Source organism: Streptomyces sp. NBC_00091 (assembly GCF_026343185.1).
Taxonomy (GTDB): Bacteria; Actinomycetota; Actinomycetes; order Streptomycetales; family Streptomycetaceae; genus Streptomyces.
Genome location: NZ_JAPEMA010000001.1, coordinates 1478281 through 1501378 on the forward strand (window position 1 = coordinate 1478281; position 23098 = coordinate 1501378).

25 protein-coding genes and 1 other RNA gene are annotated in these 23098 nt (G+C 70.1%); 12 read left to right on the forward strand and 14 right to left on the reverse strand.

Annotated features, from left to right (window positions below; all coding sequences use genetic code 11):
- Positions 1-9: 9 nt before the first annotated feature.
- Positions 10-1170 carry a DUF4190 domain-containing protein gene (locus OOK34_RS06320; protein ID WP_267032877.1) on the reverse strand — a complete coding sequence of 387 codons (1161 nt, stop codon included), beginning with the start codon at positions 1168-1170 and terminating at the stop codon, positions 10-12.
- A 156-nt stretch (positions 1171-1326) separates the two neighbouring features.
- Positions 1327-2901, reverse strand: coding sequence for a S8 family peptidase (locus OOK34_RS06325; RefSeq protein ID WP_267032878.1), 1575 nt, complete (start codon positions 2899-2901; stop codon positions 1327-1329).
- 194 nt (positions 2902-3095) lie between these two features.
- On the opposite strand from OOK34_RS06325, the gene OOK34_RS06330 reads away from it, so the two are divergent.
- From OOK34_RS06330 to OOK34_RS06340, 3 genes are all read left to right on the forward strand, one after another.
- Complete coding sequence (locus tag OOK34_RS06330; RefSeq protein ID WP_267032879.1) at positions 3096-4208, forward strand: threonine synthase; 1113 nt, start codon at positions 3096-3098, stop codon at positions 4206-4208.
- A gap of 81 nt (positions 4209-4289) precedes the next feature.
- Positions 4290-5108, forward strand: a complete 819-nt coding sequence (locus tag OOK34_RS06335) for an isocitrate lyase/phosphoenolpyruvate mutase family protein (protein WP_267032880.1) — start codon at positions 4290-4292, stop codon at positions 5106-5108.
- Positions 5109-5152: 44 nt separating this feature from the next.
- Complete coding sequence (locus OOK34_RS06340) at positions 5153-6088, forward strand: EamA family transporter (protein ID WP_267032881.1); 936 nt, start codon at positions 5153-5155, stop codon at positions 6086-6088.
- A 58-nt stretch (positions 6089-6146) separates the two neighbouring features.
- On the opposite strand, the gene OOK34_RS06345 is transcribed toward OOK34_RS06340, so the two are convergent.
- The 4 genes from OOK34_RS06345 to OOK34_RS06360 all read right to left on the reverse strand — a co-directional run bounded on the left by OOK34_RS06345 (position 6147) and on the right by OOK34_RS06360 (position 9950).
- Positions 6147-6938 (reverse strand): serine protease, encoded by a 792-nt coding sequence (locus OOK34_RS06345; protein ID WP_267032882.1) that lies wholly within the window; start codon positions 6936-6938, stop codon positions 6147-6149.
- Positions 6935-8020 (reverse strand): esterase family protein, encoded by a 1086-nt coding sequence (locus OOK34_RS06350; RefSeq protein ID WP_267032883.1) that lies wholly within the window; start codon positions 8018-8020, stop codon positions 6935-6937. The genes OOK34_RS06345 and OOK34_RS06350 overlap by 4 nt, the downstream gene beginning before the upstream one ends.
- A 236-nt stretch (positions 8021-8256) precedes the next feature.
- Positions 8257-9375 carry an esterase family protein gene (locus OOK34_RS06355; protein WP_267032884.1) on the reverse strand — a complete coding sequence of 373 codons (1119 nt, stop codon included), beginning with the start codon at positions 9373-9375 and terminating at the stop codon, positions 8257-8259.
- Positions 9376-9512: 137 nt separating this feature from the next.
- The gene (locus OOK34_RS06360; protein WP_267032885.1) at positions 9513-9950 is read right to left on the reverse strand and encodes a MarR family winged helix-turn-helix transcriptional regulator; all 438 of its coding nucleotides are present in this window, start codon (positions 9948-9950) and stop codon (positions 9513-9515) included.
- 77 nt (positions 9951-10027) lie between these two features.
- Here OOK34_RS06360 and OOK34_RS06365 point away from each other — a divergent pair, with 77 nt between their 5' ends.
- Together OOK34_RS06365 and OOK34_RS06370 are read left to right on the forward strand one after the other, a co-directional pair.
- Positions 10028-11014 carry an SMP-30/gluconolactonase/LRE family protein gene (locus OOK34_RS06365; protein WP_267032886.1) on the forward strand — a complete coding sequence of 329 codons (987 nt, stop codon included), beginning with the start codon at positions 10028-10030 and terminating at the stop codon, positions 11012-11014.
- Between the two features lie 36 nt (positions 11015-11050).
- Positions 11051-11632, forward strand: a complete 582-nt coding sequence (locus OOK34_RS06370) for a Uma2 family endonuclease (RefSeq protein WP_267032887.1) — start codon at positions 11051-11053, stop codon at positions 11630-11632.
- 65 nt (positions 11633-11697) lie between these two features.
- Here the strand turns inward: OOK34_RS06370 and OOK34_RS06375 are convergent, their stop codons facing one another.
- Positions 11698-14088 carry a xanthine dehydrogenase family protein molybdopterin-binding subunit gene (locus OOK34_RS06375; protein WP_267032888.1) on the reverse strand — a complete coding sequence of 797 codons (2391 nt, stop codon included), beginning with the start codon at positions 14086-14088 and terminating at the stop codon, positions 11698-11700.
- Between the two features lie 313 nt (positions 14089-14401).
- Here OOK34_RS06375 and OOK34_RS06380 point away from each other — a divergent pair, with 313 nt between their 5' ends.
- The 5 genes from OOK34_RS06380 to OOK34_RS06400 all read left to right on the forward strand — a co-directional run bounded on the left by OOK34_RS06380 (position 14402) and on the right by OOK34_RS06400 (position 17724).
- Positions 14402-16048 carry a PucR family transcriptional regulator ligand-binding domain-containing protein gene (locus tag OOK34_RS06380; RefSeq protein WP_267032889.1) on the forward strand — a complete coding sequence of 549 codons (1647 nt, stop codon included), beginning with the start codon at positions 14402-14404 and terminating at the stop codon, positions 16046-16048.
- A 57-nt stretch (positions 16049-16105) separates the two neighbouring features.
- Positions 16106-16375, forward strand: coding sequence for a type II toxin-antitoxin system Phd/YefM family antitoxin (locus OOK34_RS06385; RefSeq protein WP_030744248.1), 270 nt, complete (start codon positions 16106-16108; stop codon positions 16373-16375).
- Positions 16368-16631 carry a type II toxin-antitoxin system RelE/ParE family toxin gene (locus tag OOK34_RS06390; protein ID WP_267032890.1) on the forward strand — a complete coding sequence of 88 codons (264 nt, stop codon included), beginning with the start codon at positions 16368-16370 and terminating at the stop codon, positions 16629-16631. The genes OOK34_RS06385 and OOK34_RS06390 overlap by 8 nt, the downstream gene beginning before the upstream one ends.
- Before the next feature lie 111 nt (positions 16632-16742).
- On the forward strand, positions 16743-17132 hold the full coding sequence (locus tag OOK34_RS06395) for a CPCC family cysteine-rich protein (RefSeq protein ID WP_267032891.1): 390 nt from the start codon (positions 16743-16745) through the stop codon (positions 17130-17132).
- 112 nt (positions 17133-17244) lie between these two features.
- On the forward strand, positions 17245-17724 hold the full coding sequence (locus tag OOK34_RS06400) for a hypothetical protein (RefSeq protein ID WP_267032892.1): 480 nt from the start codon (positions 17245-17247) through the stop codon (positions 17722-17724).
- Positions 17725-17884: 160 nt separating this feature from the next.
- Here OOK34_RS06400 and OOK34_RS06405 read toward each other — a convergent pair whose 3' ends face one another.
- The 5 genes from OOK34_RS06405 to OOK34_RS06425 form a co-directional block, all read right to left on the reverse strand.
- Complete coding sequence (locus OOK34_RS06405; RefSeq protein ID WP_267032893.1) at positions 17885-18139, reverse strand: Txe/YoeB family addiction module toxin; 255 nt, start codon at positions 18137-18139, stop codon at positions 17885-17887.
- On the reverse strand, positions 18136-18417 hold the full coding sequence (locus tag OOK34_RS06410; RefSeq protein WP_267032894.1) for a type II toxin-antitoxin system Phd/YefM family antitoxin: 282 nt from the start codon (positions 18415-18417) through the stop codon (positions 18136-18138). Before OOK34_RS06410 ends, OOK34_RS06405 begins: the two co-directional genes overlap by 4 nt.
- Before the next feature lie 344 nt (positions 18418-18761).
- A complete protein-coding gene (locus OOK34_RS06415) occupies positions 18762-19217 on the reverse strand; it encodes a hypothetical protein (RefSeq protein ID WP_267032895.1) in 456 nt (151 codons plus the stop codon).
- 14 nt (positions 19218-19231) lie between these two features.
- The gene (locus OOK34_RS06420) at positions 19232-20872 is read right to left on the reverse strand and encodes a restriction endonuclease fold toxin-2 domain-containing protein (protein ID WP_267032896.1); all 1641 of its coding nucleotides are present in this window, start codon (positions 20870-20872) and stop codon (positions 19232-19234) included.
- 314 nt (positions 20873-21186) lie between these two features.
- Positions 21187-21495 (reverse strand): tyrosine-type recombinase/integrase, encoded by a 309-nt coding sequence (locus OOK34_RS06425; protein WP_323183404.1) that lies wholly within the window; start codon positions 21493-21495, stop codon positions 21187-21189.
- Positions 21496-21639: 144 nt separating this feature from the next.
- On the opposite strand from OOK34_RS06425, the gene OOK34_RS06430 reads away from it, so the two are divergent.
- Both OOK34_RS06430 and OOK34_RS06435 read left to right on the forward strand, forming a co-directional pair.
- Positions 21640-21721: hammerhead ribozyme type II (locus OOK34_RS06430), an RNA gene on the forward strand.
- A 21-nt stretch (positions 21722-21742) separates the two neighbouring features.
- Positions 21743-21946 carry a hypothetical protein gene (locus OOK34_RS06435; RefSeq protein ID WP_267032897.1) on the forward strand — a complete coding sequence of 68 codons (204 nt, stop codon included), beginning with the start codon at positions 21743-21745 and terminating at the stop codon, positions 21944-21946.
- A 104-nt stretch (positions 21947-22050) separates the two neighbouring features.
- Here the strand turns inward: OOK34_RS06435 and OOK34_RS06440 are convergent, their stop codons facing one another.
- A complete protein-coding gene (locus OOK34_RS06440; protein WP_267032898.1) occupies positions 22051-22239 on the reverse strand; it encodes a DUF397 domain-containing protein in 189 nt (62 codons plus the stop codon).
- A 10-nt stretch (positions 22240-22249) separates the two neighbouring features.
- A complete protein-coding gene (locus tag OOK34_RS06445) occupies positions 22250-23092 on the reverse strand; it encodes a helix-turn-helix transcriptional regulator (protein WP_267032899.1) in 843 nt (280 codons plus the stop codon).
- Positions 23093-23098: the final 6 nt, after the last annotated feature.

Below are 23098 nucleotides of genomic sequence, written 5' to 3' on the forward strand. Positions count from 1 at the left end.
CACTGGACTTCACACCGATTCCGACGAAGGCCCGCGCCCGGAGCCCGCACCCGGCCCCTCCGGGCCCCCCTCCAGCCACTCCGGAACCCGCGTCGACAGCCCGTACGCGCCCCGCAGCGCCTTCTCCGTGTCCACCGAGAGCAAGCCCAGCGCCGCGTCCCACGCCTGCTGGAAGTCGGCCGGCCGCGTCACCCGGGACGCCCGTTGCCACTCCTTGCGCGCCGCCGCGACCTCCTTCAGCTGCGCGGCCGCCGCCGGTCCGGTCCCCGGCCGCGAGACCGCGCCCTGGAGCGTCCGCTCCTCCCCGGCCAGCACCTCGTCGACCTCCCGCGCCCAGGTGCGGTACTGCGCCAGCTCCTCGTCGAGCTCCGCGTCGGGCGCGCGCCCCAGCGCCTGGTCCACCGCGTTCAGCGCGCTCAGCAGGGTCACCTGGTCCGGCGTCAGCATCCCCGCGTCCTTGCGCAGACTGCCCCGGTGCTCCTCGGTCGACGTGCCGATGAGGCACAGGAGCCGCCGGTCCCCGCCCTGCCAGCTCTCCGCCGAGGGGGCGAAGTAGAACATCTCCGCGTACGAGGGCAGCGCCCAGGTGTCCATCGCGTACGCGTCCTGCGCCTTCCAGCAGGTGTCCGTGGCGGTCTCCTTGAGCTTGCCCCTGCTGGGGAAGCCGCCCGGGCCGAGCACGGTCGTGGAGGTCACCTCGGCGTCGTGCGCCTGGTCGCAGCCGACCCGGTAGGTGAAGCGGCTCTCGTCCAGGAGGTCCCCGCCGGGGACGTTGAAGCAGTCGCCCGGCCGCAGCTCGTCCATCCCGGTCAGCTGGCCCTCGACGTGCTCCAGCTCCCGCGCCTCGCCCAGCCGGCCCAGGAAGGACCCGGCGAACCGGGCGGCGCCGGCCACCAGTACGGCGGACATCACCACCGAGACCACCAGCCCCACGATGGCGAGGGCCCGGCCCCGCTCCCCCTTGCGGGCGATCTGCACCAGCGCCACGATCCCGAAGACGATCCCGAGCGGCGGGAAGCACAGCAACCCGACCAGCAGCGAGGCCAGCGCCAAGCCGTTGAGCGCGGGCGGGTGCCGGTACGCGGGCGGCCCCCACACCGGCGGCGGTGACGGCGGGGGCCAGGAGTGGCCGGGGCCGACGGGGGGCTGCTGCGGGGGCGGGGTGCTCACAGTGGTGAGGTGCTCCATCAAAGGGGGCGCGAACGAATGCGCGAAATAGTACGCAGCGGGGGCGACCGACTAGTCGGTCGCCCCCGCGTTCATCGCGCGATCCAGCCTGTTATCGCGCCCCTCGCCACCCGGTCACCCGGGCGGCGGACCTGAGCGTCAGAACTGCAGCGCCCAGGAGTCGATCTTTCCGGTGTCGATGTTCGCGTTGTCGTTCACCCGCAGCTTCCACACCCCGTTGGCCACCTCGGACGAGGCGTTGACCGTGACGGTCTTGACGATGTTGTCCGCGCTGCCGCCGGTGCGGTTGTGGAGGTTGTAGAGGGTGCCGTCGGGGGCGACGAGGTCGACCTTCAGGTCACCGATGTAGGTGTGCTTGATGTCGACCGAGACGCTCAGCGCCGCCGGGGCGTTGCCGGAGATCCCGCTGACGGTGAGGGGCGAGTCGACGGTGGCGTTGTCGTTGATCGCGTAGTCGCCCGTGTTCTCGAAGCGGGTGCCCGGGTTCGGCGGGGTGGTGCCGGCGCCCACGTTCAGCAGCCGGTTGGGGGAACCGGTGCCGGGGCTGGTCACCACGTTCGGCGTGGCCGCCGCGACCAGGCCGTCCCGGACCTGCGCCGGGGTGCTCGCCGGGTTCTGCGAGAGGTAGAGGGCCGCCGCGCCCACGACGTGCGGGGTGGCCATCGAGGTGCCCGAGATGGTGTTCGTCGCGGTGTCCCCGGTGCCCCACGCGGAGGTGATGTTGGAGCCCGGCGCGAAGATGTCCAGGATGCTGCCGTAGTTGGAGAAGCTGGACTTCGCGTCGGTGTTGGTGGTGGAGCCGACCGTGATGGCCTCGGCGACGCGCGCCGGGGACTTGGTGGAGGCGTCGGTGGACTCGTTGCCGGCCGCCACGCCGTAGGTGATGCCGGCGGCTATGGAGTTGCGTACGGCGGTGTCGAGCGCGGAGTCCGCGCCGCCGCCGAGCGACATGTTGGCCACGGCCGGCTTGACGGCGTTGCGGGTCACCCAGTCGATGCCGGCGACCACCTGGGCCGTCGTACCGGAGCCGTTGTTGTCGAGCACGCGGACGCCGACGATCTTCGCCTTCTTGGCCACGCCGTACGCGCCGCCCGCGACGGTGCCGGCGACGTGGGTGCCGTGGCCGTGGCCGTCCTGGGCGGTGTTGTCGTTGTCGATCGCGTCGTAGCCGTCGGAGGCCCGGCCGCCGAAGTCCTGGTGCGTCTTACGGACACCGGTGTCGATGATGTAGGCGGTGACGCCCTCACCGGCCTTGTCCGGGTAGGTGTAGCTCTGGTCCAGCGGGAGGGCCCGCTGGTCGATGCGGTCCAGGCCCCAGGACGGCGGGCTGGGCTGGGTGGCGTCGACGGTGAAGATCCGGTTCTGCACGACCGACTGGACGGCCGGGTCGGCGGCGAGCTTTCTGGCCTGCGCCTCGGAGACCTCGACGGAGTAGCCGTTGAGGGCGGCGCTGTAGGTCCGGTCGATCTTCGCGCCGTACCGCTTGGCGACGGCCTTGCCGCTGTCCGCGGTGGAGCGGGCGGCGGAGTCCTTCAGGGTCACGATGTAGCTGCCGGGGACGGATCCGGCGGCGCCCGCGTTCTCGATGACGCCCTGGGGGCCGCCGTCGGCCGCGGAGGCGGGCAACGCGGCGGCCGCGCCGAGCGCGAGGGCCACTACGGCGGTCGCGCTGATGCCGGCGATCCTCCGGCGGGTGTGACGCACAACGGACATGTGGGGGGTCCTCCTCGTAGGGATGGTGTGCGGGGGGTCCGGGCCTGAAAAGGCATGTCCATGACAATGAACACGCATCAACGGGCCGTCGCCTCCGAAAGGTTGACCCAGCCGTGCGCCATCCCACAAGAGCACGGCGCACGCGTAACATCCGTGCCATACGCAGGCCATGAACGAGCAAGGGTGCTCAGCACATGACGCACGCACTTCCTGGATACCTCTGCCCCGAGGACGGCACGCGCGCGGACGTGCGAACGGGCCCCTGGTGCTGTCCGCTCTGCGGCGGCCCCTGGGACCTCGACTTCACACCCGATCCGGCCACCGCGCTGGATCCGGCGGCCGGCCCCCACTCGCTGTGGCGGTACGCGGCCGCGCTGCCGCTGCCGGGGGCGTTCTCGGTCTCGCTCTCGGAGGGGCACACCCCGCTGGTGCCGCTGGCGGAGCGGATTCACGCCAAACTCGACTACCTGATGCCGACGCTGTCCTTCAAGGACCGGGGCGCGGTCATGCTCGCCGAGCTGGCCCGGCGGCTGGCCCCGGAGCGGGTGATCGCGGACAGCAGCGGCAACGCGGGGACCTCCGTGGCGGCGTACTGCGCGCGGGCCGGGCTGAGTTGTGAAGTTTTCGTGCCCGAGGGCACCTCCGAGAAGAAGACGGAGCAGATGCGGGCGCACGGAGCGGCCGTACGCCTCGTCCCGGGCGGCCGGGAGGCCACCGCGAAGGCCGCCCGGGCGGCGGCGGACGCGCCGGGGGTCTTCTACGCCAGCCACGTCTTCAACCCGTACTTCCTGCACGGCACGAAGACGTACGCGTACGAGATCTGGGAGGCCCTCGGCGGCCGGCTGCCGGAGGTGCTCGTCCTGCCCGTGGGCAACGGCACCCTGCTGCTGGGCGCCGCGCTGGCGGTGGAGGAGCTGGCCCGGCGCGGGGTACGGCCGCCCGCGCTGATCGCGGTGCAGTCGGCGGCGGTGGCCCCGCTGGCCGCCGCCTTCGCGGCGGGGGCCGAGGACGCCGGACCGGTACCGCAGCTGCCCACCCTGGCGGAGGGCATCGCGATCCCGGCCCCGCCGCGGGCCCGGCAGATCCTGGCGGCGGTGCGCAAGTCCGGCGGCACCTTCCTGACGGTCCCGGACGACCGGCTGCGCGAGGCCCAGCGGGACCTGGCCCGGCGCGGCCTCTTCGTGGAACCGACGGCCGCCGCCTGCTGGGCCGCAGTCGGCCCCGCCGCCCCCGGGGACCCCCTCCAGGGCCGCACGGCGGTCCTCCCGCTGTGCGGAGCCGGCGCGAAGACGGGGCTCGCGCCCTGACGCCCGGCCCCGCCGCGGGCCCGGACGCACATGTCGGAAATCCGCGAGCCCCGGGCCCGCCCGGTCTGGTCAACTGGCCCCATGACCACCAACCTTGAACTCGCCGCCCGGGCCACCGCCTTCGCCCGGCTGCACACCCCCGCCGCGCCGCTCGCCCTCGCCAACGCCTGGGACGTCGCCAGTGCCCGCGTCGTCGAGGCGGCCGGGGCGGCCGCCGTGGCCACCACCAGCGCCGGAGTCGCCTGGTCCCTCGGGGCGCCCGACGGGGACGCCCTCGCCCGGGACCGGGCGCTGGACCTGATCGCCCGGGTGGCGGCCGCCGTCTCCGTGCCCGTCACCGCCGACATCGAGGGCGGCTTCGGCGCCGACGCCGCCGGGGTCGGCGAGACGGTCACCGGGGTACTGGCCGCCGGCGCGGTCGGCATCAACATCGAGGACGGCAACCGCGCCCCCGCCGAGCACGCGGAGCGGCTGGCCGCGGCCCGCGCCGCCGCCGACGCCGCCGGGGTCCCGCTGTACATCAACGCCCGCGTGGACACGTACCTCTTCGGCCTCGGCGAGAGCGCCACCCGCCTCGACGAGACCCTCTCCCGCGCCGCCGCGTACCTCGCCGCCGGCGCCACCGGCGTCTTCGTGCCCGGCGTCACCGACCCGGCCACCGTCGCGGAGCTGGCCAAGGGCATCGACGCCCCGCTCAACGTCCTCGTCGGCCCCGCCGCCCCGTCCGTCGCCGAGCTCGGCGCCCTCGGCGTGGCCCGCGTCAGCCTCGGCTCCTGGGTGGCCGAGGCCGCGTACGCCGTGGTCCGCCGCGCCACCGAGGAACTGCTGGCCGGCGGCACCTACGGCGCGCTCGCCCAGGCCCTGCCGTACGGCGAGCTGAACGCCCTGCTCAAGGGGTGAGATACCGAGAAGCCTGCATGGGGCAACGACCGTAGGATCCGGCCATGAGCACCTCAACACCGACGGAGAGCACGGCGGCTGACGCCCCGCGCCGCAGGACCACCGGGGCCGTGTGGACCGCGCTCGCGCTCGTGTACGTCGTCTGGGGGTCGACCTACCTCGGCATCCGGATCGTCGTCCAGACCATGCCGCCCTTCCTCTCCGCCGGGGCCCGCTTCATCACCGCCGGCCTGGTGCTGGCCGCGATCGTCGCCTGGCGGTTCGGGCCGGCCGCGCTCCGGGTCACCCGGGCGCAGCTCCGCTCGACCGTCCTGGTGGGGCTGCTGCTGATCCTGGGCGGCAACGGGCTGGTCGTGCTGGCCGAGACCGCGGTGCCGTCCGGGCTGGCAGCGCTGCTGGTGGCGGCGGTGCCGATGTGGGTGGTGGTGTTGCGGGCGGGCACCGGGGACCGGCCGCAGCCGCGCACCCTGGCCGGGGTGCTGGTGGGCCTGGCCGGGCTGGCGGTGCTGACCAGCCCGGGGCTCAGCGGGGAGGTGCGGCTGTGGGGCGTGCTGCTGGTGCTGGCGGCCTCGGTGCTGTGGTCGCTGGGCTCGTTCTCGGCGTCGAAGCTGCCGATGCCGGGCAATCCCTTCACGGGCGCCGCGTACCAGATGGTCGCGGGCGGGGTCGCCGGGGTGGTCGTGGGGCTGCTGCGCGGCGAGCAGCGCGGGCTGGACCTCGGCGCCTTCTCCACCGCCTCCTGGGTGGCCCTGGGCTACCTCGTGCTGATCGGGTCGGTCGTCGGTTTCACCGCGTACGCGTGGCTGCTCCAGGCGGCGCCGCTGTCGCTGGTGGCCACGTACGCGTACGTCAATCCGGTCGTCGCCGTCGCGCTCGGCGCGCTGATCCTGGACGAGGCGCTGACCCTGCCGATCGCGCTCGGCGGCGCGATCGTGGTGGCGGCGGTGGGCGTGATCGTCAGTACGGAACGCCGGAGGTAGACCCCGCCCGGGGCGGCTCCCGGGGCGGCTCCCGGGGGGGCTCCGGCGGGGGCGGGGATCAGCCCCCGGCCGCCCGCTCGTAGAGGGCCTTGGCCTTCTCGTCGTACAGCGCGGCCGTGGAGTCCACGTCCGTGTCGCCGCCGCTGAGCACCCCGATCAGCCGGCCCGGCTGGCCCGTGCCGCCGCGGTCGGCGATCCAGGGGCTGCCGCTGGTGCCCGTCCAGAAGCCCGAGCAGCTGATGTAGAGCATGTCGGGGTCGTCCGCGTCGTGGCGGGTCTGGGTGGTGCAGGAGACGGGCTTGTTCTGCGGGTTGTGCTCGGACTCCGGATAGCCGACGACGGTGACCTCCCGCTCGTACGCGGAGGTCCAGTCGGGCGCGGGCGCCTCGCCCTTGCCGCCGACGGCCTCCTGGACGCTGCGTCCGTCCTCGTCCGGCTCGATGGTGAGGAAGGCGAAGTCGGCGGTGTCGTCGCCCCACTTCGTCCAGCGTTCGTCCACGTGGATCGAGCGGACCTTCCACGCCCCGAGGGGCTGGGTGCCCGAGCCCTCCCCGGAGAAGGCGGGTGCGAAGGAGAGCTCGCCGATGGCGAGGCCGTCGTGGGCGACCTCTCCGGGCTGTCCGTCCTCGCCCGCCGGGGCGACGCAGTGCGCGGCGGTCGCGACGACGTTGCCCTTGGGGCTGTCGACCACGCTCGCCGTGCACCAGTGCTCGCCACCCGCCATGAGCACGCCGACGGTGGGGAAGGGGTGCACCGGGCGGTCGCCGGGCGCCTTGAGGAATGCGACGGCGCACACCGCCGCGATCCCCGCGGCGGCGGCCACCGACGCCCCCTTCACCACCGGGCTCATCGCACGGCGGGGTCGGGTGTCGGTCCCTGCATCACCTTGCTGATCCACTCCAGCGCGCCCTCCCTCATGCCGCGTACGTACGACTTTCCGTTGTGCTCACCATCCTGGATCACCTGGAGCCGGGTGTGCACGGGGCCCCTGCCGTACTCCCTCATGAACTTCTCCGCCAGGTCGCGGCCGCTCTCCTTGGTGCCGATCTGGAAGTTCACGTAGACGTCCGGACCGCCCTCCCCGATCAGCTTCTCGGCGAGCTTCTCGGGGTTGTCCTCGTCCATCGCCTGCCGGTTGCCCTTCCACAGCGGGGAGTCGGGGACGATGTCGATCCCGCTGGCGATGACCGCCTTGAACCGGTCGGGGTACTTCAGGACCTGCTTGAAGCCGTTGAAGCCGCCCGCCGAGGAGCCCATGAAGGCCCAGCCGTCGCGGGAGGCGAAGGTACGGAAATTGGCCTTCGCGAAATCCGGGATGTCATCGGCCATCCAGGTGCCCATCCTGGGCTGGCCGGGGATGTCCGAGCCGTCGAAGTGGTGCTTGGTGTCGGCGTTGGTCACCGGCATGACGAGGATGAAGGGCAGGCTCTTCCCGGACTTCGCACCCTCCGCCACGGCCTGCTGGAGGCCGAGGCCGGGGCCGGTCCCCCAGTAGTTCGTGGGGTATCCGCGTCCGCCGGGCAGGGAGATCAGGACCGGGAAGGCGCTCTTGGCGTAGCGCGGCTCGTCGTACTCCTTGGGCACCCACACCCACACGTCACCGGTGAACCCGGATTTCGCCCCGGTCAGGGTGGTCCTGGCGATCTGCGTGCCGTCCGGGAGCCTGCTCGTACGGACGAACTCGGCCTTGGGGCCGGTGGGCATCAGCACCCCGGAACGGATGTCCTCGGCCGCCGCCGACTCCTGGATCTTGCCGAAGGAGGTCGGGTCCCCCACCTCCGAGAAGAGGCCGGACTTGTACGCCGCGCCGCCCCCGGCGGCGAGGGCGAGCGCGAGTCCGCCGCCGATCAGGATCTGGCGCCGGCGCGGGCGCCGGGGGCGACGGCCGCCCTTGGTCATGGGGCCGCCGTCGCCTTGGTGGTCATACTGCACGGATTTGTTCCCGTTCCTTCTCCGGCGCCCTGGTTGGGCGCGGGTCGGACCGATTGGTCCCCCTTAACACCTGTACAGAGGTGTGAACGACCGTATGGGTTGCCTGGGACCGGGGCGACGTGGCGAGGGCCACGTGGCGGAGTCCGGCGACGGGGTCGGCGACGGGGGTCGGCCAGCGGGAACGGGAGGGTGGGGAGCGGGGGCGGGAGCCGGGGCGGGGAGCGGGGCGGGGGCGGTCAGCCGGCCTCGGGCTTGGGGCCCTTCATCACCTTGCTGACCCACTCCAGCGAGCCTTCCTTCATGCCGCGCACGTAGTGCCAGCCGTTGTGCTCGCCGTTCTGGATGTCGCGGATGGTCGTCTTGACCGGGCCCTTGCCGTGCTCCGTCACGAACTTCGTCATGAGGTTCTTGCCGGACTCCTTCGTGCCGACCTGGAAGTTGATGTAGACCTCCGGGCCGCCCGTGGCGATCAGCTTGTCGGCGAGCTTCTCGGGGTTATTGGCGTCCATCTCCGCCTGGTGGCCCTTCCAGAGCGGGGAGTCGGGGGTGATCTCGCCGCCGCTGGCTATCACGGCCTTGAACTTGTCCGGGTGCTGGAGGAGCGTCTTCATGCCGACGAAGGCGCCCGAGGAGGAGCCCATGAAGGCCCAGCCGTCGCGGGACTTGTACGTACGGAAGTTGGCGCGGGTGAAGTCCGGGATGTCCTCGGCGATCCAGGTGCCCATCTTGGGCTGGCCGGGTATGTCGGCGCCGTCGTAGTAGTACTTGTTGTCCGGGTTCAGCACCGGCATGATCACGATGAAGGGCAGGCTGGTGCCGGCCTGGACGCCCTCGGTGATGGCCTTCTGGAGGCCCAGGCTGCGGTCGGCCCAGTAGTTGGTCGGGAAGCCGTTGCCGCCGGGCAGGGCTATGAGGACCGGGAAGGCGCTCTTGGCGTACTTCGGGTCGTCGTACTCCTTGGGGGCCCAGACCCAGACGTCGCCCTCGAAGCCGGACTTGGCGCCCGCCAGGCGGGTCTTGGCGATGATCGTGCCGTCGTCGAGCTTGGTGGTCTGCTTGAAGTCGGACTTCGGGCCGGAGGGCATCTGCACGTCCGGGTCACCGCTGGGCTTGGGCGCGGCCGTGGGCTCCGCCTTCTTCGCGGCGCCGGCGTCCGCGGCGGCGGGCGGGGTGGGCTTGCCGAAGCTGACGGCTTCGCCGTTGCCGGAGAACCAGTCGTTCTTGTAGGCGGCGAAACCACCCCCGCCGAGGAGCAGCGCGCCGGCGACGCCCGCGCCGATCCACATCGCGCGCCGGGACCTCCTGCGGCCCCGTTCGGGCTCGTGGCCGGACGACTGCTGCGGGTACTCGTGCACGGGCTTCGCTCCGAACGGTTGGGACTGCCCCGGGGCGGGACAGCGCGGCTGGACATCCCCCTAGGGGGATGTGCGGATTCTGCGAGAAGTTCCAAATCCTTGCAAAAACCCGGCGGGAACATCAGGTGTCCGGGAGCTCACTTCAGGGTGTCGAGCACCTCGGAACACCGCCCCAGCAGCTCGATGAGCAGGGTCCGCTCCTGCGCCGAGAGGGCGGTGGCGAGGGCCGTCTCCACGCGGACGGCGCCGGCGTCGGCCAGCTCCATCGCGGCGTGGCCCTCGGGCGTGAGCCGGGTCTCCAGCACGTTGCGGTGCCACTCGTGCGGGGTCCGCTCGATGAGCCCGCGCTCGTGGAGGTTCTTCAGGACGGTGTTCATGGTCGGCGGTGTGACCCCGCAGAGCCGGGCGAGGGCGGCCGCGGAAATGCCCGGCTTCTCGGCGAGCCAGAGCAGGGCGGCGTACTGCGGAACCGTTACTGCGGCCGGCTTGACGGCGGCGTTCTTCGCCGCGAGGAGCGCCTGCTCGGCGCGCTTGATGTGCGCGCCGATGCGCTCCTCGGGAGGCATGGAGGTCATTGCGGCATCCTACGACCCTTGCCAATCATTAGAGCCCTAACTACTCTGCGAACACACCGATCAAGAAGGGTTCACCCATGCCGAAGCTCTCTCATGCCCTGGTCGTCGCCGCCGTCACCGCGACCGCGGCGCTCACCACCGCCGCCGCACCCGCACCCGCACCCGCACCCGCACCGTCTCCCGTATCGACGGCGTTCACCCTCCCCGGCTCGAAGGTCTACCCCGAGGGCATAGCCGCCGACCCCCGTACGGGCACCGTGTACGTCGGCTCGTACGCGGACGGCACCGTCTACCGAGCCCGCCCGGGGGCCCGTACCGCCGAGGTCTTCCTCCCGTCCGGCACCGACGGCCGGCGCACGGCGAACGGGCTGCGCGTCGACGCCCGGGGCCGCCTGTGGGTCACCGACTCCACCGCCGGGGTCGCGGTGTACGACACGGCGACCGGGGCCCGCCTGGCCCACTTCGAGGCCGCGGCCGGCACCCCGCACTTCATCAACGACCTGACCATCACCCCGGACGGCACCGCCTACCTGACCGACAGCGTGCGCGCGGTGATCTACCGCGTCACCCCCGAGCAGCAGCGCGCCGGCACCGGCCCCCTGACCGTGGCCTACGACCTGAGCGGACACATCACCCCGCCGCCGCCCGGCAAGTTCACCCTCAACGGGATCACCTCGGACCGGGCGGGCCGCTACCTGCTGACCGTCGACATGACCGCGGGCGAACTCCACCGCGTCGACCTGCGCACCGGCGCCCTCAGCCGGGTCGCCCTGACCGGCGGCGACCTCAAGGCCGCCGACGGCATCCAGCTCTCCCCCGCCGGCACCCTGCGGGCGGTGCACAACATCAGCAACACCCTGACCCGCTGGCAGCTCACCCCGGACGGCACCCGCGCCCACCTGACCCGCACGATCACGGACCCGTCCCTCCAGATCCCCACCACCCTGGCCCACACCCGGGGCCGCACCCTGGTGGTCCGCTCCCAGTTCGACAAGGACGGCCCCCTCACCCCCTCCACGGGCTCCCCGACCACCTTCACGATCGCCTCGGTCCGCGGCCTCTGACGCCCCAGTGACGGCTGCAGTCGATAGGGTTGGCCCATGACCGAACTGCCCGACTGGATGCGCCCACCGCGCGCGGAAGGCTGGTTCGCGGAGGACCTCGACCGCCTCCCCGAGGCGCCCCGCCACACCGAGCTCATCGACGGAGCCCTCGTCTTCATGATGTCGCCCCAGCGGTCCTGGCATGGCCGCCTCGTCACCGCCCTGACCACCACGCTCATGGCTCAGACCCCGGCCGGCTTCGAGGTCGAGCGGGAGATGACGATCCGCCTCGATGCCCGTAACCGCCCTGAGCCGGACCTCCTGCTGACGGACCTGCCCTATGACCCCGACCGCACGTGGTACGCCCCGGATGACGTGAAGCTCGTCATCGAGGCCGTGTCACCCGAGTCCGCCCACCGCGACCGCACGGTCAAGCTCCGCAAGTACGCGGAGGCCGGCATCCCGCACTACTGGTGCATCGAGGACGAGGACGGCGCGCCCGTGGTCCACGTCTACGAGCTCGACGAACCCACCGGCGTCTACGCGCCCGCCGGCATCTTCCGGGGCACCCTCCGGCGGCCGGTGCCCTTCGAGATCAGCCTCGACCTGGACAAGCTCACCCCGCCCCGAAGCAGCTGAGAGCCGGGACGGCAAGCGGAAGGGGCCGGACTCCGCGGAGTCCGGCCCCTTCGGGTAGGCGGCGGTCAGGCCCCCGTGAGGTGCTCGGGGCGGACCGGTGTCCTGTTCAGCTCCAGGCCGGTCGCCGCCCGGATCGCCGCGAGGACGGCCGGGGTGGACGACAGGGTCGGGGCCTCGCCGATGCCCCGCACCCCGTACGGCGCGTTCGGGTCGCCCAGTTCGAGGTAGTCGACCGGGATCGTCGGCGTGTCGAGGATGGTCGGGAGCAGGTAGTCCGTGAAGGAGGGGTTCTTCACCTTCGCGGTCTCCGGGTCCACGATGATCTCCTCCATCACCGCGACGCCCAGGCCCTGGACGGTGCCGCCCTGGATCTGTCCGACGACGGACAGCGGGTTGAGCGCCTTGCCCACGTCCTGGGCGACGGCCAGTTCGACGACCTTGACCAGGCCCAGTTCGGTGTCGACCTCCACCACCGCGCGGTGCGCGGCGAAGGAGTACTGGACGTGGCCGTCGCCCTGCCCCGTGACCAGGTCGAAGGCCTCGGTGGGGCGGTGGCGCCACTCGGCCTCGATCTCCACGACCTCGTCCTCGAGGACGTCCGCGGTGGTCGCGAGTACCTCGCCGCCGTCGGTGACGACCTTGCCGCCCTCCAGGAGCAGCTCGGCGGTGGCCCACGCCGGGTGGTACGAGCCGAACTTGCGGCGGCCGATCTCCAGGACCTTCTCGCGGACGAGCTCGCAGGAGTTCTTGATGGAACCGCCGGTCATGTACGTCTGGCGGCCCGCGGAGGTCGAACCGGCCGAGCCCACCTGGGTGTCGGCGGGGTGGATGGTGACCTGCTGGACGCCCAGCTCGGTGCGGGCGATCTGCGCGTGGATGGTGACGCCGCCCTGGCCGACCTCCGCCATGGCCGTGTGGACCAGCGCGACGGCCTCGCCGTTGATGACCTCCAGGCGGACCTTGGCCGTCGAGTAGTCGTCGAAGCCCTCGGAGAAGCCGACGTTCTTGATGCCGACCGCGTAGCCGACGCCCCGGACGACACCCTCGCCGTGCGTGGTGTTCGACAGGCCGCCCGGCAGCGCGCGCACATCGGCCTCGCCGTCGGCGACCTCCCACTGGCGCTCCGGCGGCAGCGGGCGGGCCTTGACCCGGCGCAGCAGCTCGGCGACCGGGGCCGGGGAGTCCACGACCTGGCCGGTGGGCATGATGGTGCCCTGCTCCATCGCGTTGAGCTGGCGCAGCTCCACCGGGTCCATGCCCAGCTTGGCGGCGAGCTTGTCCATCTGGGCCTCGTACGCGAAGCAGGCCTGGACGGCGCCGAAGCCGCGCATCGCGCCGCAGGGCGGGTTGTTGGTGTAGAGGCCGATCGCCTCGATCTCGACGTCGTCGATGACGTACGGGCCGACCGAGAGGGACGCGGCGTTGCCGACGACCGAGGCCGTGGACGACGCGTAGGCGCCGCCGTCGAGCACGATCTTGCACTTCATGTGCGTGAGCTTGCCGTCCTTGGTGGCGCCGTGCTCGTAGTAGAGCTTCGCCGGGTGACGGTGGACGTGCCCGAAGAAGGACTCGAAGCGGTTGTAGACCATCTTGACCGGCTTGCCCGTGCGCAGGGCGAGCAGGGAGGCGAGGATCTGCATCGAGATGTCCTCGCGGCCGCCGAACGCGCCGCCGACGCCGGCCATCGTCATGCGGACCTTCTCCTCGGGCAGGCCGAGGACCGGGGCGATCTGCTTGAGGTCCGAGTGCAGCCACTGGGTGGCCACGTACAGGTCGACGCCGCCGTCCTCGCAGGGCACCGCGAGGCCGGACTCCGGGCCGAGGAAGGCCTGGTCCTGCATGCCGAAGGTGTACTCGCCCTTCACGATGACGTCGGCGCGCTTGCGGGCCTCTTCCACGTCGCCGCGGAAGATCGGCTGGCGGTGCACGATGTTCGGGTGCGGGACGTGACCGGAGTGGTGGTCGTCGCGGTTCTCGTGGACGAGTACGGCGTCCGGAGCGGTCGCCGAGGCCTCGTCGGTGACGAGGGGCAGCTCCTTGTACTCGATCTTGATCTTCGCGGTGGCACGGCGCGCGGTCTCCGGGTGGTCGGCGGCCACCAGGGCGACCGGCTCACCGTGGTGGCGGACCTTGCCGTGCGCCAGGACGGGCGTGTCCTGGAACTCCATGCCGTAGTTCTTCATCGGGGCCGGCAGGTCTTCGTACGTCATGACCGCGTGGACGCCGGGCACGGTCAGGGCCTGGGAGATGTCGATGGAGACGATCTCGGCGTGCGCGACCGTGGACCGCAGGGTCTGGCCCCACAGCATGTCCTCGTGCCACATGTCCGAGGAGTACGCGAACTCGCCGGTGACCTTCAGGGTGCCGTCCGGGCGCAGCGTCGACTCGCCGATGCCGCCCCTGGTGCGGGAGCCCTGGGTGACGTTGGTGGGAATACCGGTGGTGGTGCCAGCCATGATCAGACCACGCTTTCCTGAAGTCCTCGGTGCTCCTGGCGGGCCGCGGCCAGGATCTTCTCGTAACCCGTGCGGCGGCAGAGACCGCCCCCGCCGCCGTCGGTGCCGCGACCCCCGTACGCGGCACACCCGAAGTCGCTCTCGGCCGCACGCCCAGAAGTAGACAGCGCGATCAAGGGGACGAGGCAGTCACCGATCGCTCGAAACGGACTTCTCCGCAGCCTGTGGAAGACGGTGCCTTCCCACCACCTCACCTCGCTCACCTGCGGCAATTCACCTTCCCCAACCCGGACGGCGTGAGAGGGTGGCATGCATGCGGCTACGCGATCTCCTGGACGTCGACGAGCTGGATCTGCAGCTGCTCGTGGGCCTGGACGCCGACGACGGCGTGCTCGATCGAGCCATCCGTGCTGTCCCGACCATCGACCTGGCCGACCCCGGCCGGTTCCTGACCGGCGGTGAACTCGTCCTCACCGGGCTCGCCTGGTGGCGCGAGGAGGGGGACGCCGAGTCGTTCGTACGCGTCCTCGCCCGGGCGGGCGTCGCGGCCCTCGCCGCCGGCGAGGTCGAGCACGGACTCGTCCCGCACGACCTCGTGCGCGCCTGCCGGCGCCACGGCGTCCCGCTCGTCGCCGTACGACCGGAAACCTCGTTCGCCGCGATCACCGAACACGTCCTGCGCCGTCTGCGCGGTCTGCGGCGCAAGGACGTCGGCAGCCTCGCCGCCGTGGTCGAACGCCACCGGCAGCTCCTCACCGACCGGGGCGCGCCGGACTCCGTACTGGAGCTCCTGCGGGAAATCCTCGGCCTCGACGTGCGCGTCCTGTCCCCGACCGGACGTCAGATCGCCGGGGCCCGGCCTCCGCTGCACCCCAAGACGGCGGTGGCACTGGCCGCGAGGTACCTCGCCGCGCGCCGCGCGGGCGAGGCGGCTCCCCACCGGGTGACGATCGGCGAGCGCCTGTACTCCCTCGTGCCGGTACGCCACACGACCGGGCCGGCCACCGAGTTGGGTGACTGGCTGGTCGTCATGGAAGCCGACACCGCGAACTGGCCCGCGGCGGACGTGGAACTCCTCGACCGGATCGTCGAGCTGGTCGCAGACGCCCGATCCGCGCACGAAGGGGCGAAGGAGGCGCTCAACGACCTGGCCGGCCGGCTACTCGACCTGCTGCGCGGCGGCGTCCCGCCCGAGGAGATCCCCGTCCGGCTGCGCAACACCGCGCAGGCCGTCGTCAGCCAGCAGGACACCTGGCCGCGGGAACAGTTCGTGGTCGCCCGGGGCGAGTGGCACGGAAACCGGCCCATCCCCGCCCCGGCCCTGCGCGTACTGCTGGAGGAGGCCCTGGTCCAGCCTGACGGCCCGGTGCCGGTATCGCCGCAGGACATCGCCGCCACCGTCGACGGCGACCGGGCCGTGCTCTTCGTCCTGGTGCCGCCCACGGACGCGCTCCCCGAACCGGCCCTCGACTGCGCCGCCCTCCAGCAGAGGCTCTCGGCGGCGCTCGCGCGCTGGCTCGGCCCGACGGACCGCGTCTGCGTCGGTGTCAGCTCTCCGGTGGAAGAGCCCGGGAACGCACGCCGAGCGCTCGACGAGGCCCGCAACGCCCTGCGGGTCGCGTACGAGGGCCCGGAGCGAGTGACCGTACGCGGCCCCGACGACCTCACCACGCACATCCTGTCGCTGCTGCCCCTGATCCCGGCCGAAGCCCGGCGCGCCTTCGCCACCCGCCTCCTCGGCCCCCTGCGCGACCACGACAGCCGCCACCGGACCGACCTGCTGGCCACGCTGGAGACGTTCCTCGACTGCGACGGCTCCTGGACCGCCTGCGCCGCCCAACTCCACCTGCACGTCAACTCCCTACGCCACCGCATCGCCCGCATCGAGCACCTCACGGCCCGCGACCTGACCCGCCTCGAAACCCGCCTGGACTTCCTGGCCGCCCTCAGAGCCGCCTGACCCACCACCCGCTCGATCGCGTTGTGTACACATGAGACACTCGGTACGCTTGAGCGCATGACGCAGCCACTGCCCATAGAGTCCATCCGCGACGTGCGCGCGCACCTGGCTGAGGTCGTGGAGCGCGCCGATCGCGACGACGTGCCCACCGTGATCACCCGGCGCGGCAAGCAGGTCGCCGCCGTCGTCTCCATCGAGGTCCTGCGCAAGTACCAGGAGTGGGAAGAGCGCGAGATCAACCGGATCATCGACGAGCGCATGGCCAACCCCGCGCCCGGCATCCCGATCGAGGACATCATGAGGGAGACGCTGGCACGCGGTGAGTGAGTACCCAACCGTCTTCCGGCCCGAGGCGCAGGCCGAGCTCCGGAAGATCCCCCGCGACATGGCGCTGCGCATCCTGGCCAAGCTGACCGAGCTGGAGAGCGACCCCTTCGGCTTCAACACCACCGCACTCGTGTCCCAGCCCGAGCGCCGCCGCCTGCGCGTCGGCGACTACCGCATCGTCTACACCATCGACAACGGAGAGCTGGTGGTGTGGGTCGTTCACGTCGGACACCGCTCCACGGTCTACGAAACGTAGCTGTCCCGACGGTCGTTTACGGGTGTCCTGCGGACTGTCTGCGGACTGGCTTCAAATGCGAGGCACCGAAATCCGTGGCGCACCGGCCGGACCTGCGACGAGACTGCGCAGGTGAGCGACTCCTACCCCTGTCCCTGCTGCGGGCGCCGCGTGCTCGACGACATGCCCGGCTCTTGGGAGATCTGCCCCGTCTGCTTCTGGGAGGACGACGCGGTCCAGTTCCGCTGGCCGACCATGAATGGTGGCGCGAACAAGGTCTCCCTGATCGAGGCCCAACTCAACTACCAGGACTTCGGTGCCTGCGACCAACACGGCCGCCAGTACGTCCGCCCGCCGACGACGGACGAGCCGCTCGACCCTGCCTGGCGCCCCATCGACCTGACGCGCGACTCCTTCGAGGACTGGGAAGCCGAGGACCGCGTCCCGTGGCCCGACGACCACTCGGTGCTCTGCTGGTGGCTCCCCACCTTCTGGCGCCGCGGCCACCCGGTGGCATCATGACGTCCCCCATCGAGGCCCTCGTCCCTTCGAAGAGGTAGCGGACCCACGCTGCGGCCCCGCCCTGATCGCCCTACTGGACAGCGGCGACCCCACCGTCCGGGAATGGGCAGCGATGGCCCTGGCGAACCTGGAGATCGACGGCGCGGTCGAGCCCCTGGGCCGCGCCGATCGTGCCTGCCTGGAACGGGCGACCTCACCCGACTGGAGCGAGCCCGTCGGCATCCGCTGGGCCCTGACCGAACTCGGCGCCCGCAGCCCTGTCGTCCCACCGCTCACCGCGCGCCTACGAGACACTGCTGCGGATGACGCCCCTGGCTGGCCCTCAGCCCACTTCGCCGAGATCATCAACGACCTGGCCGACCACGCCCAAGTGATCCTCTACTCCCAATTCTGGCGGGTGGACGCCGGCCGCACGTACGGCATCTCCGGCACCACCCTGGACTGGGAACTCGACTGGACCACGCCCTGGGAGCACCTGGTCGAAGAGTCCCGCACGTGGTCGCTGCTGGAAGCCTCCGAAGCCCCCGTCGGCGAGAGCATCTTCGTCGCCCCCACCTGGATCGACCGTACCGACCTATTCCCGGAGAGGTGACCGATGCCGTTCCAGCAGGGCCCGGCCATGCTGTAGCGCATCGGGAAGTAGATGAACGGCCCGGACTCCTCGCCGGTCAACGGCCCCGTGGACCGTAGAGAGGTGTCCACTGCCACGGCCCACCGACAGCACATCTCCGCACACACGAAGCACTCAGTGATCAGTAGTGATACCGGGCAGCGAGGATGACGATCTCTTTGTCCGTAATCAGGTAGACGAGGCGGTGCTCATCGTCGATCCGTCGCGACCAAGCCCCCGGCAAGTGGTACTTCAGCGGCTCGGGCTTGCCGATTCCCGTGAACGGGTCACGCCTGACGTCCTCGATGAGCTTGTTGATCCGGGTGAGCATCTTGCGGTCGTTCTTGAGCCAGGACGTGTAGTCCTCCCAGCCCTGATCCTCGAAGACAAGCCTCACGCAGCACCCGCACCCGCGTCCGCAGAGTCCGGATCGATCAGCTCGCGCTCCGACACGTTGATGTGGGCCAGGGCATTCTCGTACGCCTTGAGCAGCCGCCGGGCGTTCGCCGGAGAGCGCAGCAGGTACGAGCCCTCGCGCAGCGCCGCGTAGTCCTCGGCCGAGACGAGCACGGCGTTGCCGTGCTTCGAGACGATCTCGATGGCCTCGTGGTTCTCGTTGACCTTCTTGATCAGCGGAAAGAGTTCCTTGCGGGCTTCGCTCGCGGTTATGGACATGACCTGACCTCTTCCCTCAAGTGGTACCTAATAACGTACCACTCGTGACACCCTCCGGCCGGGCCGAACAGCTGATGAACGGTCAGACATCTCAGCGTCATCCCAGCACGGGAAACAACAAGGGGCCGACTCCTGACGGAGTCGACCCCTTCCGACCTGCATGTTTGCCACGTCAGCGACGTGGCACTCATTCATCCGCTCAGACGTTGAAGCGGAATGTCTGCGGCCCGATCCTGACCGGCGGCGGAGCCGCACGCACCGCCCTGACCAGGCATTTCTCCGTTGGTGTGCGCTGGGTCCCGACGGCTGTCTACGGGTGTCCTGCGGACTGTCTGCGGACTGGCCTACGGGGTCTCGACGGAGTCGAGGTGCCTGCGCAGCTCCGCGGCGATGTCTTCGTCGCCACCCTCGGCAGGCAGCGGCCACGGGTCCTGCTCGCCGTTCGCCACAGCGAGGCTGCTCGCGAACCAGACGAGGTGTGGTGCGGGCACGAAGGAGTCCCGAAGCCACCGCGCGAAGACCGCGGCTTCGTCTGCGGTCACGTCGGTCAGAGTGATGTAGGCATAGTCGGGCTTGGGCATCGACGCCGTCCCGTCGATCCATACGCCAGGCGCGAGCTCGATCTCGAAATCGAGGACAGGGACGCTGTGGATCCCCGAGATCCGATACTCCACGGCCGGCTCGGGAAACGCCTCCCTCAGAGCCCTCTCCAGAGACTCAGCCGTGGCGCGCCAAGCCCCGCCGTCGCCCTGGGGCGGGTAGAAGGCGAAATTGGTGCGGATGTTCCGTTCAGTGGGCACGGGCTTCCTCTGTCTCACGGCACGTATCGCGTCGAGCCTGGCGTACCCGACATCGCCATCATGGACTGCCAGTAGGCAGCGTTGTCCTTGCCGTTCGTGACGATCTCCAGTCCCCGTATCTCGCTGTTCGCGGGGTTCTCCATGGCCTGCTTGTATCGGACGAGCTCCTTCTCGTCTCCGGCGTACATGGAGTCGATGACGGGATCCCAAGCGATCTTTCCCTGCGAGTCCACCTTGACCGGTTTGGTCAAAGTCTCTTCCAAGCGGTCAAGGGATCGGAAGCTCTTCTTCTTGCAGTCGGGATCACGAACGTGCTTCGCCTCGACGAGGTATCCGTCAACGGGCCGTATGCCGTCCACCATCAGTCCACGGTTCTTCCCGGCCAGTGGCACCTCCCGTTCCGGATACCCGGAAGTGCGCAACTGGTAGGCGTTGTCCGGGTCGCTCGGGCCTCCGCCGCCGGCGAAGCCGCCAGGCGTGAGCGAGTTCATCCACATACGGAATTGCTGCTGCTCTGGGGTGGTGAGCAGCTTGGTAGTGCCAGGAACCGGGGCAATGGGATCAGCGAACGGGATGCCGGGATCGACAGAGTTGACCATCGGCAGGAGCGCAGGAGTCCCCGCGTACGAGGCGAGCCTGATCGGCAAGGGAACGGGCAGGCGGATGAGCGGAGGCAGGAACGGCACCCCAGGGAGCCCGGGTGTCGCAGGACCTTCTGCATCGGGGAGCGTGACTCGGGCTGCGGAAGAGTCGAGCGCGTGGGCGACGTCTCCCAGGTCGTGTATCCAGGAGTCGGCGAGAACGGCATCGCGCAGCCCGCCGTCGTAGCCGTTGCCTCCGAACATGGGCGTGTCCCAGGGCATGTCCACTTCGAAGAGGTCGTTCTTGTGGTCCCGGATCTTCGCCTTGGCGGCCTCCACGTGATCGGCGTACCGAGCACATGCCTTCGCGAGCTGAGAGCAGGCGGCCACCAGGTTCGTCACCAACGGCTCGTCCTGCTGCGCCTTTGCTGGAGGGCAGGTAAGACCCACACAGTGCTTGAAGTGCGACTGGAAGGCATCTGCTGCCTCTCCCGAGTGCGCTTTGCTTGCGGTCGAGGCGTAGGTCTGGGCATCCTCCAGGAACCGCTGCAAGAGGGAACCAGCCTGCTGCCAGGACCTGGCGACGTCGCGGATCTTCTCCGGTGAACCACGGAACCTATCGCTACGTCCTCCCGGCGCGTACTGGTCGTACCAAGCGGTTTCGCCCACCACTCCGGGGAGCTCCCGCCCGAGGCCGAGGTAGCTCTCCGTGCAGTCGGCGCCCGGGTCACCCATGCCCACGGTCAGGTCGACCTGTTTCCCCAGGAACGCCGACGCCGTGCGGCTCTCTTGAGCCATGAATTCACGGGCATTGCGCATCAGACCACGGCTCGTGGCCCCGAGGATGTACGAGCTGAAGCCCATCTTGTCCAGAGTCGTGGACGCCGCCGACGCGTAGACCTTGGCAAACGATCGGCCTGCGTCGTCATCGCCGGCCATCCCTTGCTGCCGCACCAGCTCATGCCCCAGCGCGATGGCGGTGTCCCGAGCCCCACGCATCGTCTCGATCAACCCCATGGAACCGCGGATCATGCCCTCCGCGATGAACTCCAAGTCAGGCGCAAGTCCACTCACGACGCCCCTCCCCACTGCAGACGTGAACGATCAAGCTAACGCACGGATATAGAGACATCTGCGCGAGATTGCGCCTACAGTTCGAAGAACTCAGCAGCGTGCTACCCCTCCAGGTCGACCCGTTCTGCGGACTGTTGCGGACAGCAGAACGGCCCGACCCGCGTTCTCGCAGGTCAGGCCGCCTATGGGTTTGCGATCACACGTTGAAGCGGAACGTTCAGCACAGCGCTCCCACCTGCGAAAACGCGGGTTCCGAGGTGCCCATCCAGCACCAATCCAGCACGGTGCGAGTTCATCCAGCACATCCAGCACCGTCAGGCTGCGGTGTCGTAGCCGGAGGACTCCTGAGGGGCCTCCGGGCGCATGGCCTTCTGCATGATGTCACGGCAGCGGTCCCATGCCTCCGGGACCAGGTGGCCGTAGATGTCGACGGTGGTCTTGATCGACTTGTGACCGAGCCAGCGCGAGACCTCGTGGATCGGCACGCCGTTCGCGAGGGCGGTCGAGGCGAAGAAGTGCCGAAGGCTGTGTGGGGTGTACTTCGGGCTGCCGTCCGGATTGACGAGGCCAGCCGCCTTGAGCGCCTTCCGCCAGTGATACCCGTACGTCGAGGCCGTGGGCATGATGCCCTTGCCCCGCTCGCGGGGGGCGAAGAAGACCTCGACGACCTTCTTCTTGCCGTCCCTGGTCTCGAACCCCAGAGGGATCGGGGCCCACGCTGCGGCGTGCTCGTCGATCTCCTCCCCGATGAAGAGGAAGAGTTTGACTAGCGAAACGCTTGGTCGCTGCGTTGCGGCGGTCGAGCGTCCGGCCGGGGTGGTGCCCGGCTGCTGACGATGCCAGCCGCATTGCGTACGAAGTCGAGGTCACATGAGCGCCCAGGTCGTTGCTCCGAGCGACGCGAAGTTCAACCTGATGCTGGTGATCGGGCAGCCCTACAGGGGAGTGCCCGGAGCCACACAGACCACCTACGTGCAGGAATACCTGTCCGAGGAGCCGGACGACGTCGAGCTGTTCGTTCCCGAGGGCTGGGAGCTCCTCGAAGACGAGTCCGAAGAGTCTCAACGGCTGTGAGTACGTTGACGGATACGCGGGCCTAGAGACCGAGGCTGCGGCATAGCCTTCCGGCCTTGCCGATCACGGGATCGACGAGGCCGGTCGTTCGCTGTACAGCGGGACTAGAAAGGGTCCGCGACCTTGCTGTGCTCGACGAATGAGGACCAGGCGGAGGGGGCCACCGTCATGGTGCCGCGATGCCGGCACTTGCTGTCGCGCACCATGACGCCTTCGGGCGCATCGTCTGCGACCTCGACACAGGTCTCCGTGCCGGTGTACGAACTCGTCCGCCAGTTGGGTGCTACAGGCATGGCTTTCCTCTCAGTGATTGAAGTGGGCGTGGGCCGACGCGATCAGCGCCCTGGCAGGGTCGCCGTAGACGGCCGACTGCTTCAGCAAGGCAAAGGCCCGCGTGTAGAGCTCGATCTCCCGGGGCTGAGTCACTGACATCTCGGCAGACCACGTCTCAACGAGGACGAGCTTGTCGTCGAACATCGAGAATGAGTGGCCCAGCCAAATCTTCGTCGGCGCTGACTTGGGCACGATGCCCAGGCTCACCCGCGCCAGCCCCATCAGTGCCGTCAAGCGGTCGAGCTGCGACTGCATCACCCGCGGTCCGCCGACATTGGAGTAGAGCGCTTGCTCCCCAAGCAGGACGTTGTAGATCCGATTCCCCTCGTAGAGGTACCGCTGCCTCTCCAGCCTCTTGGCCACTGCGGCTTCCGAGTCGTCAGGGATCTCATACATGCTGACGGATTGCTCGAAGATCGCCTTGGCGTAGTCAGCCGTCTGGAAGGTTCCCCAAATGAGGTTGGGATGCCAGATGCGGAACGCGTTGGTCTTGGCGTAGACGGGTAGCGACTGCTTCTGCCGCTTCTCAATCCCGGTGCTGAGCTGCCGGCGCCAGTCGAGCCACAGCTCATCGATGTGCCGGACGAGGGCAATGAGGTCGTCGACGTGCTCCTGGCAGCCGGTGACGCGGCACCACGCTCGGATGTCGTCCTCGCTCGCGTTCTGCTTGCCATTTTCGAGTCGCGAGACCTTCGACTCCTGCCAACGGAGGGCAGCCGCGAGCGCCCGGCCGCTGCTGAACCCCGCATCCTTACGGAATCCGCGCAACCGGGCGCCCAGCGCCTCGCGAGTTTCTTGTGCCTGCTTGCTCACGGGTCG

What these genes read in the sequence shown, in the direction of transcription:
- OOK34_RS06325 (WP_267032878.1), bottom strand. Translation starts at nt 2,901, where the DNA reads ATGTCCGTTGTGCGTCACACCCGCCGGAGGATCGCCGGCATCAGCGCG.
- OOK34_RS06330 (WP_267032879.1), top strand. Translation starts at nt 3,096, where the DNA reads ATGACGCACGCACTTCCTGGATACCTCTGCCCCGAGGACGGCACGCGC.
- OOK34_RS06335 (WP_267032880.1), top strand. Translation starts at nt 4,290, where the DNA reads ATGACCACCAACCTTGAACTCGCCGCCCGGGCCACCGCCTTCGCCCGG.
- OOK34_RS06340 (WP_267032881.1), top strand. Translation starts at nt 5,153, where the DNA reads ATGAGCACCTCAACACCGACGGAGAGCACGGCGGCTGACGCCCCGCGC.
- OOK34_RS06345 (WP_267032882.1), bottom strand. Translation starts at nt 6,938, where the DNA reads ATGAGCCCGGTGGTGAAGGGGGCGTCGGTGGCCGCCGCCGCGGGGATC.
- OOK34_RS06360 (WP_267032885.1), bottom strand. Translation starts at nt 9,950, where the DNA reads ATGACCTCCATGCCTCCCGAGGAGCGCATCGGCGCGCACATCAAGCGC.
- OOK34_RS06365 (WP_267032886.1), top strand. Translation starts at nt 10,028, where the DNA reads ATGCCGAAGCTCTCTCATGCCCTGGTCGTCGCCGCCGTCACCGCGACC.
- OOK34_RS06370 (WP_267032887.1), top strand. Translation starts at nt 11,051, where the DNA reads ATGACCGAACTGCCCGACTGGATGCGCCCACCGCGCGCGGAAGGCTGG.
- OOK34_RS06375 (WP_267032888.1), bottom strand. Translation starts at nt 14,088, where the DNA reads ATGGCTGGCACCACCACCGGTATTCCCACCAACGTCACCCAGGGCTCC.
- OOK34_RS06380 (WP_267032889.1), top strand. Translation starts at nt 14,402, where the DNA reads ATGCGGCTACGCGATCTCCTGGACGTCGACGAGCTGGATCTGCAGCTG.
- OOK34_RS06385 (WP_030744248.1), top strand. Translation starts at nt 16,106, where the DNA reads ATGACGCAGCCACTGCCCATAGAGTCCATCCGCGACGTGCGCGCGCAC.
- OOK34_RS06400 (WP_267032892.1), top strand. Translation starts at nt 17,245, where the DNA reads ATGGCCCTGGCGAACCTGGAGATCGACGGCGCGGTCGAGCCCCTGGGC.
- OOK34_RS06410 (WP_267032894.1), bottom strand. Translation starts at nt 18,417, where the DNA reads ATGTCCATAACCGCGAGCGAAGCCCGCAAGGAACTCTTTCCGCTGATC.
- OOK34_RS06425 (WP_323183404.1), bottom strand. Translation starts at nt 21,495, where the DNA reads ATGCCCACGGCCTCGACGTACGGGTATCACTGGCGGAAGGCGCTCAAG.
- OOK34_RS06435 (WP_267032897.1), top strand. Translation starts at nt 21,743, where the DNA reads ATGAGCGCCCAGGTCGTTGCTCCGAGCGACGCGAAGTTCAACCTGATG.
- OOK34_RS06440 (WP_267032898.1), bottom strand. Translation starts at nt 22,239, where the DNA reads ATGCCTGTAGCACCCAACTGGCGGACGAGTTCGTACACCGGCACGGAG.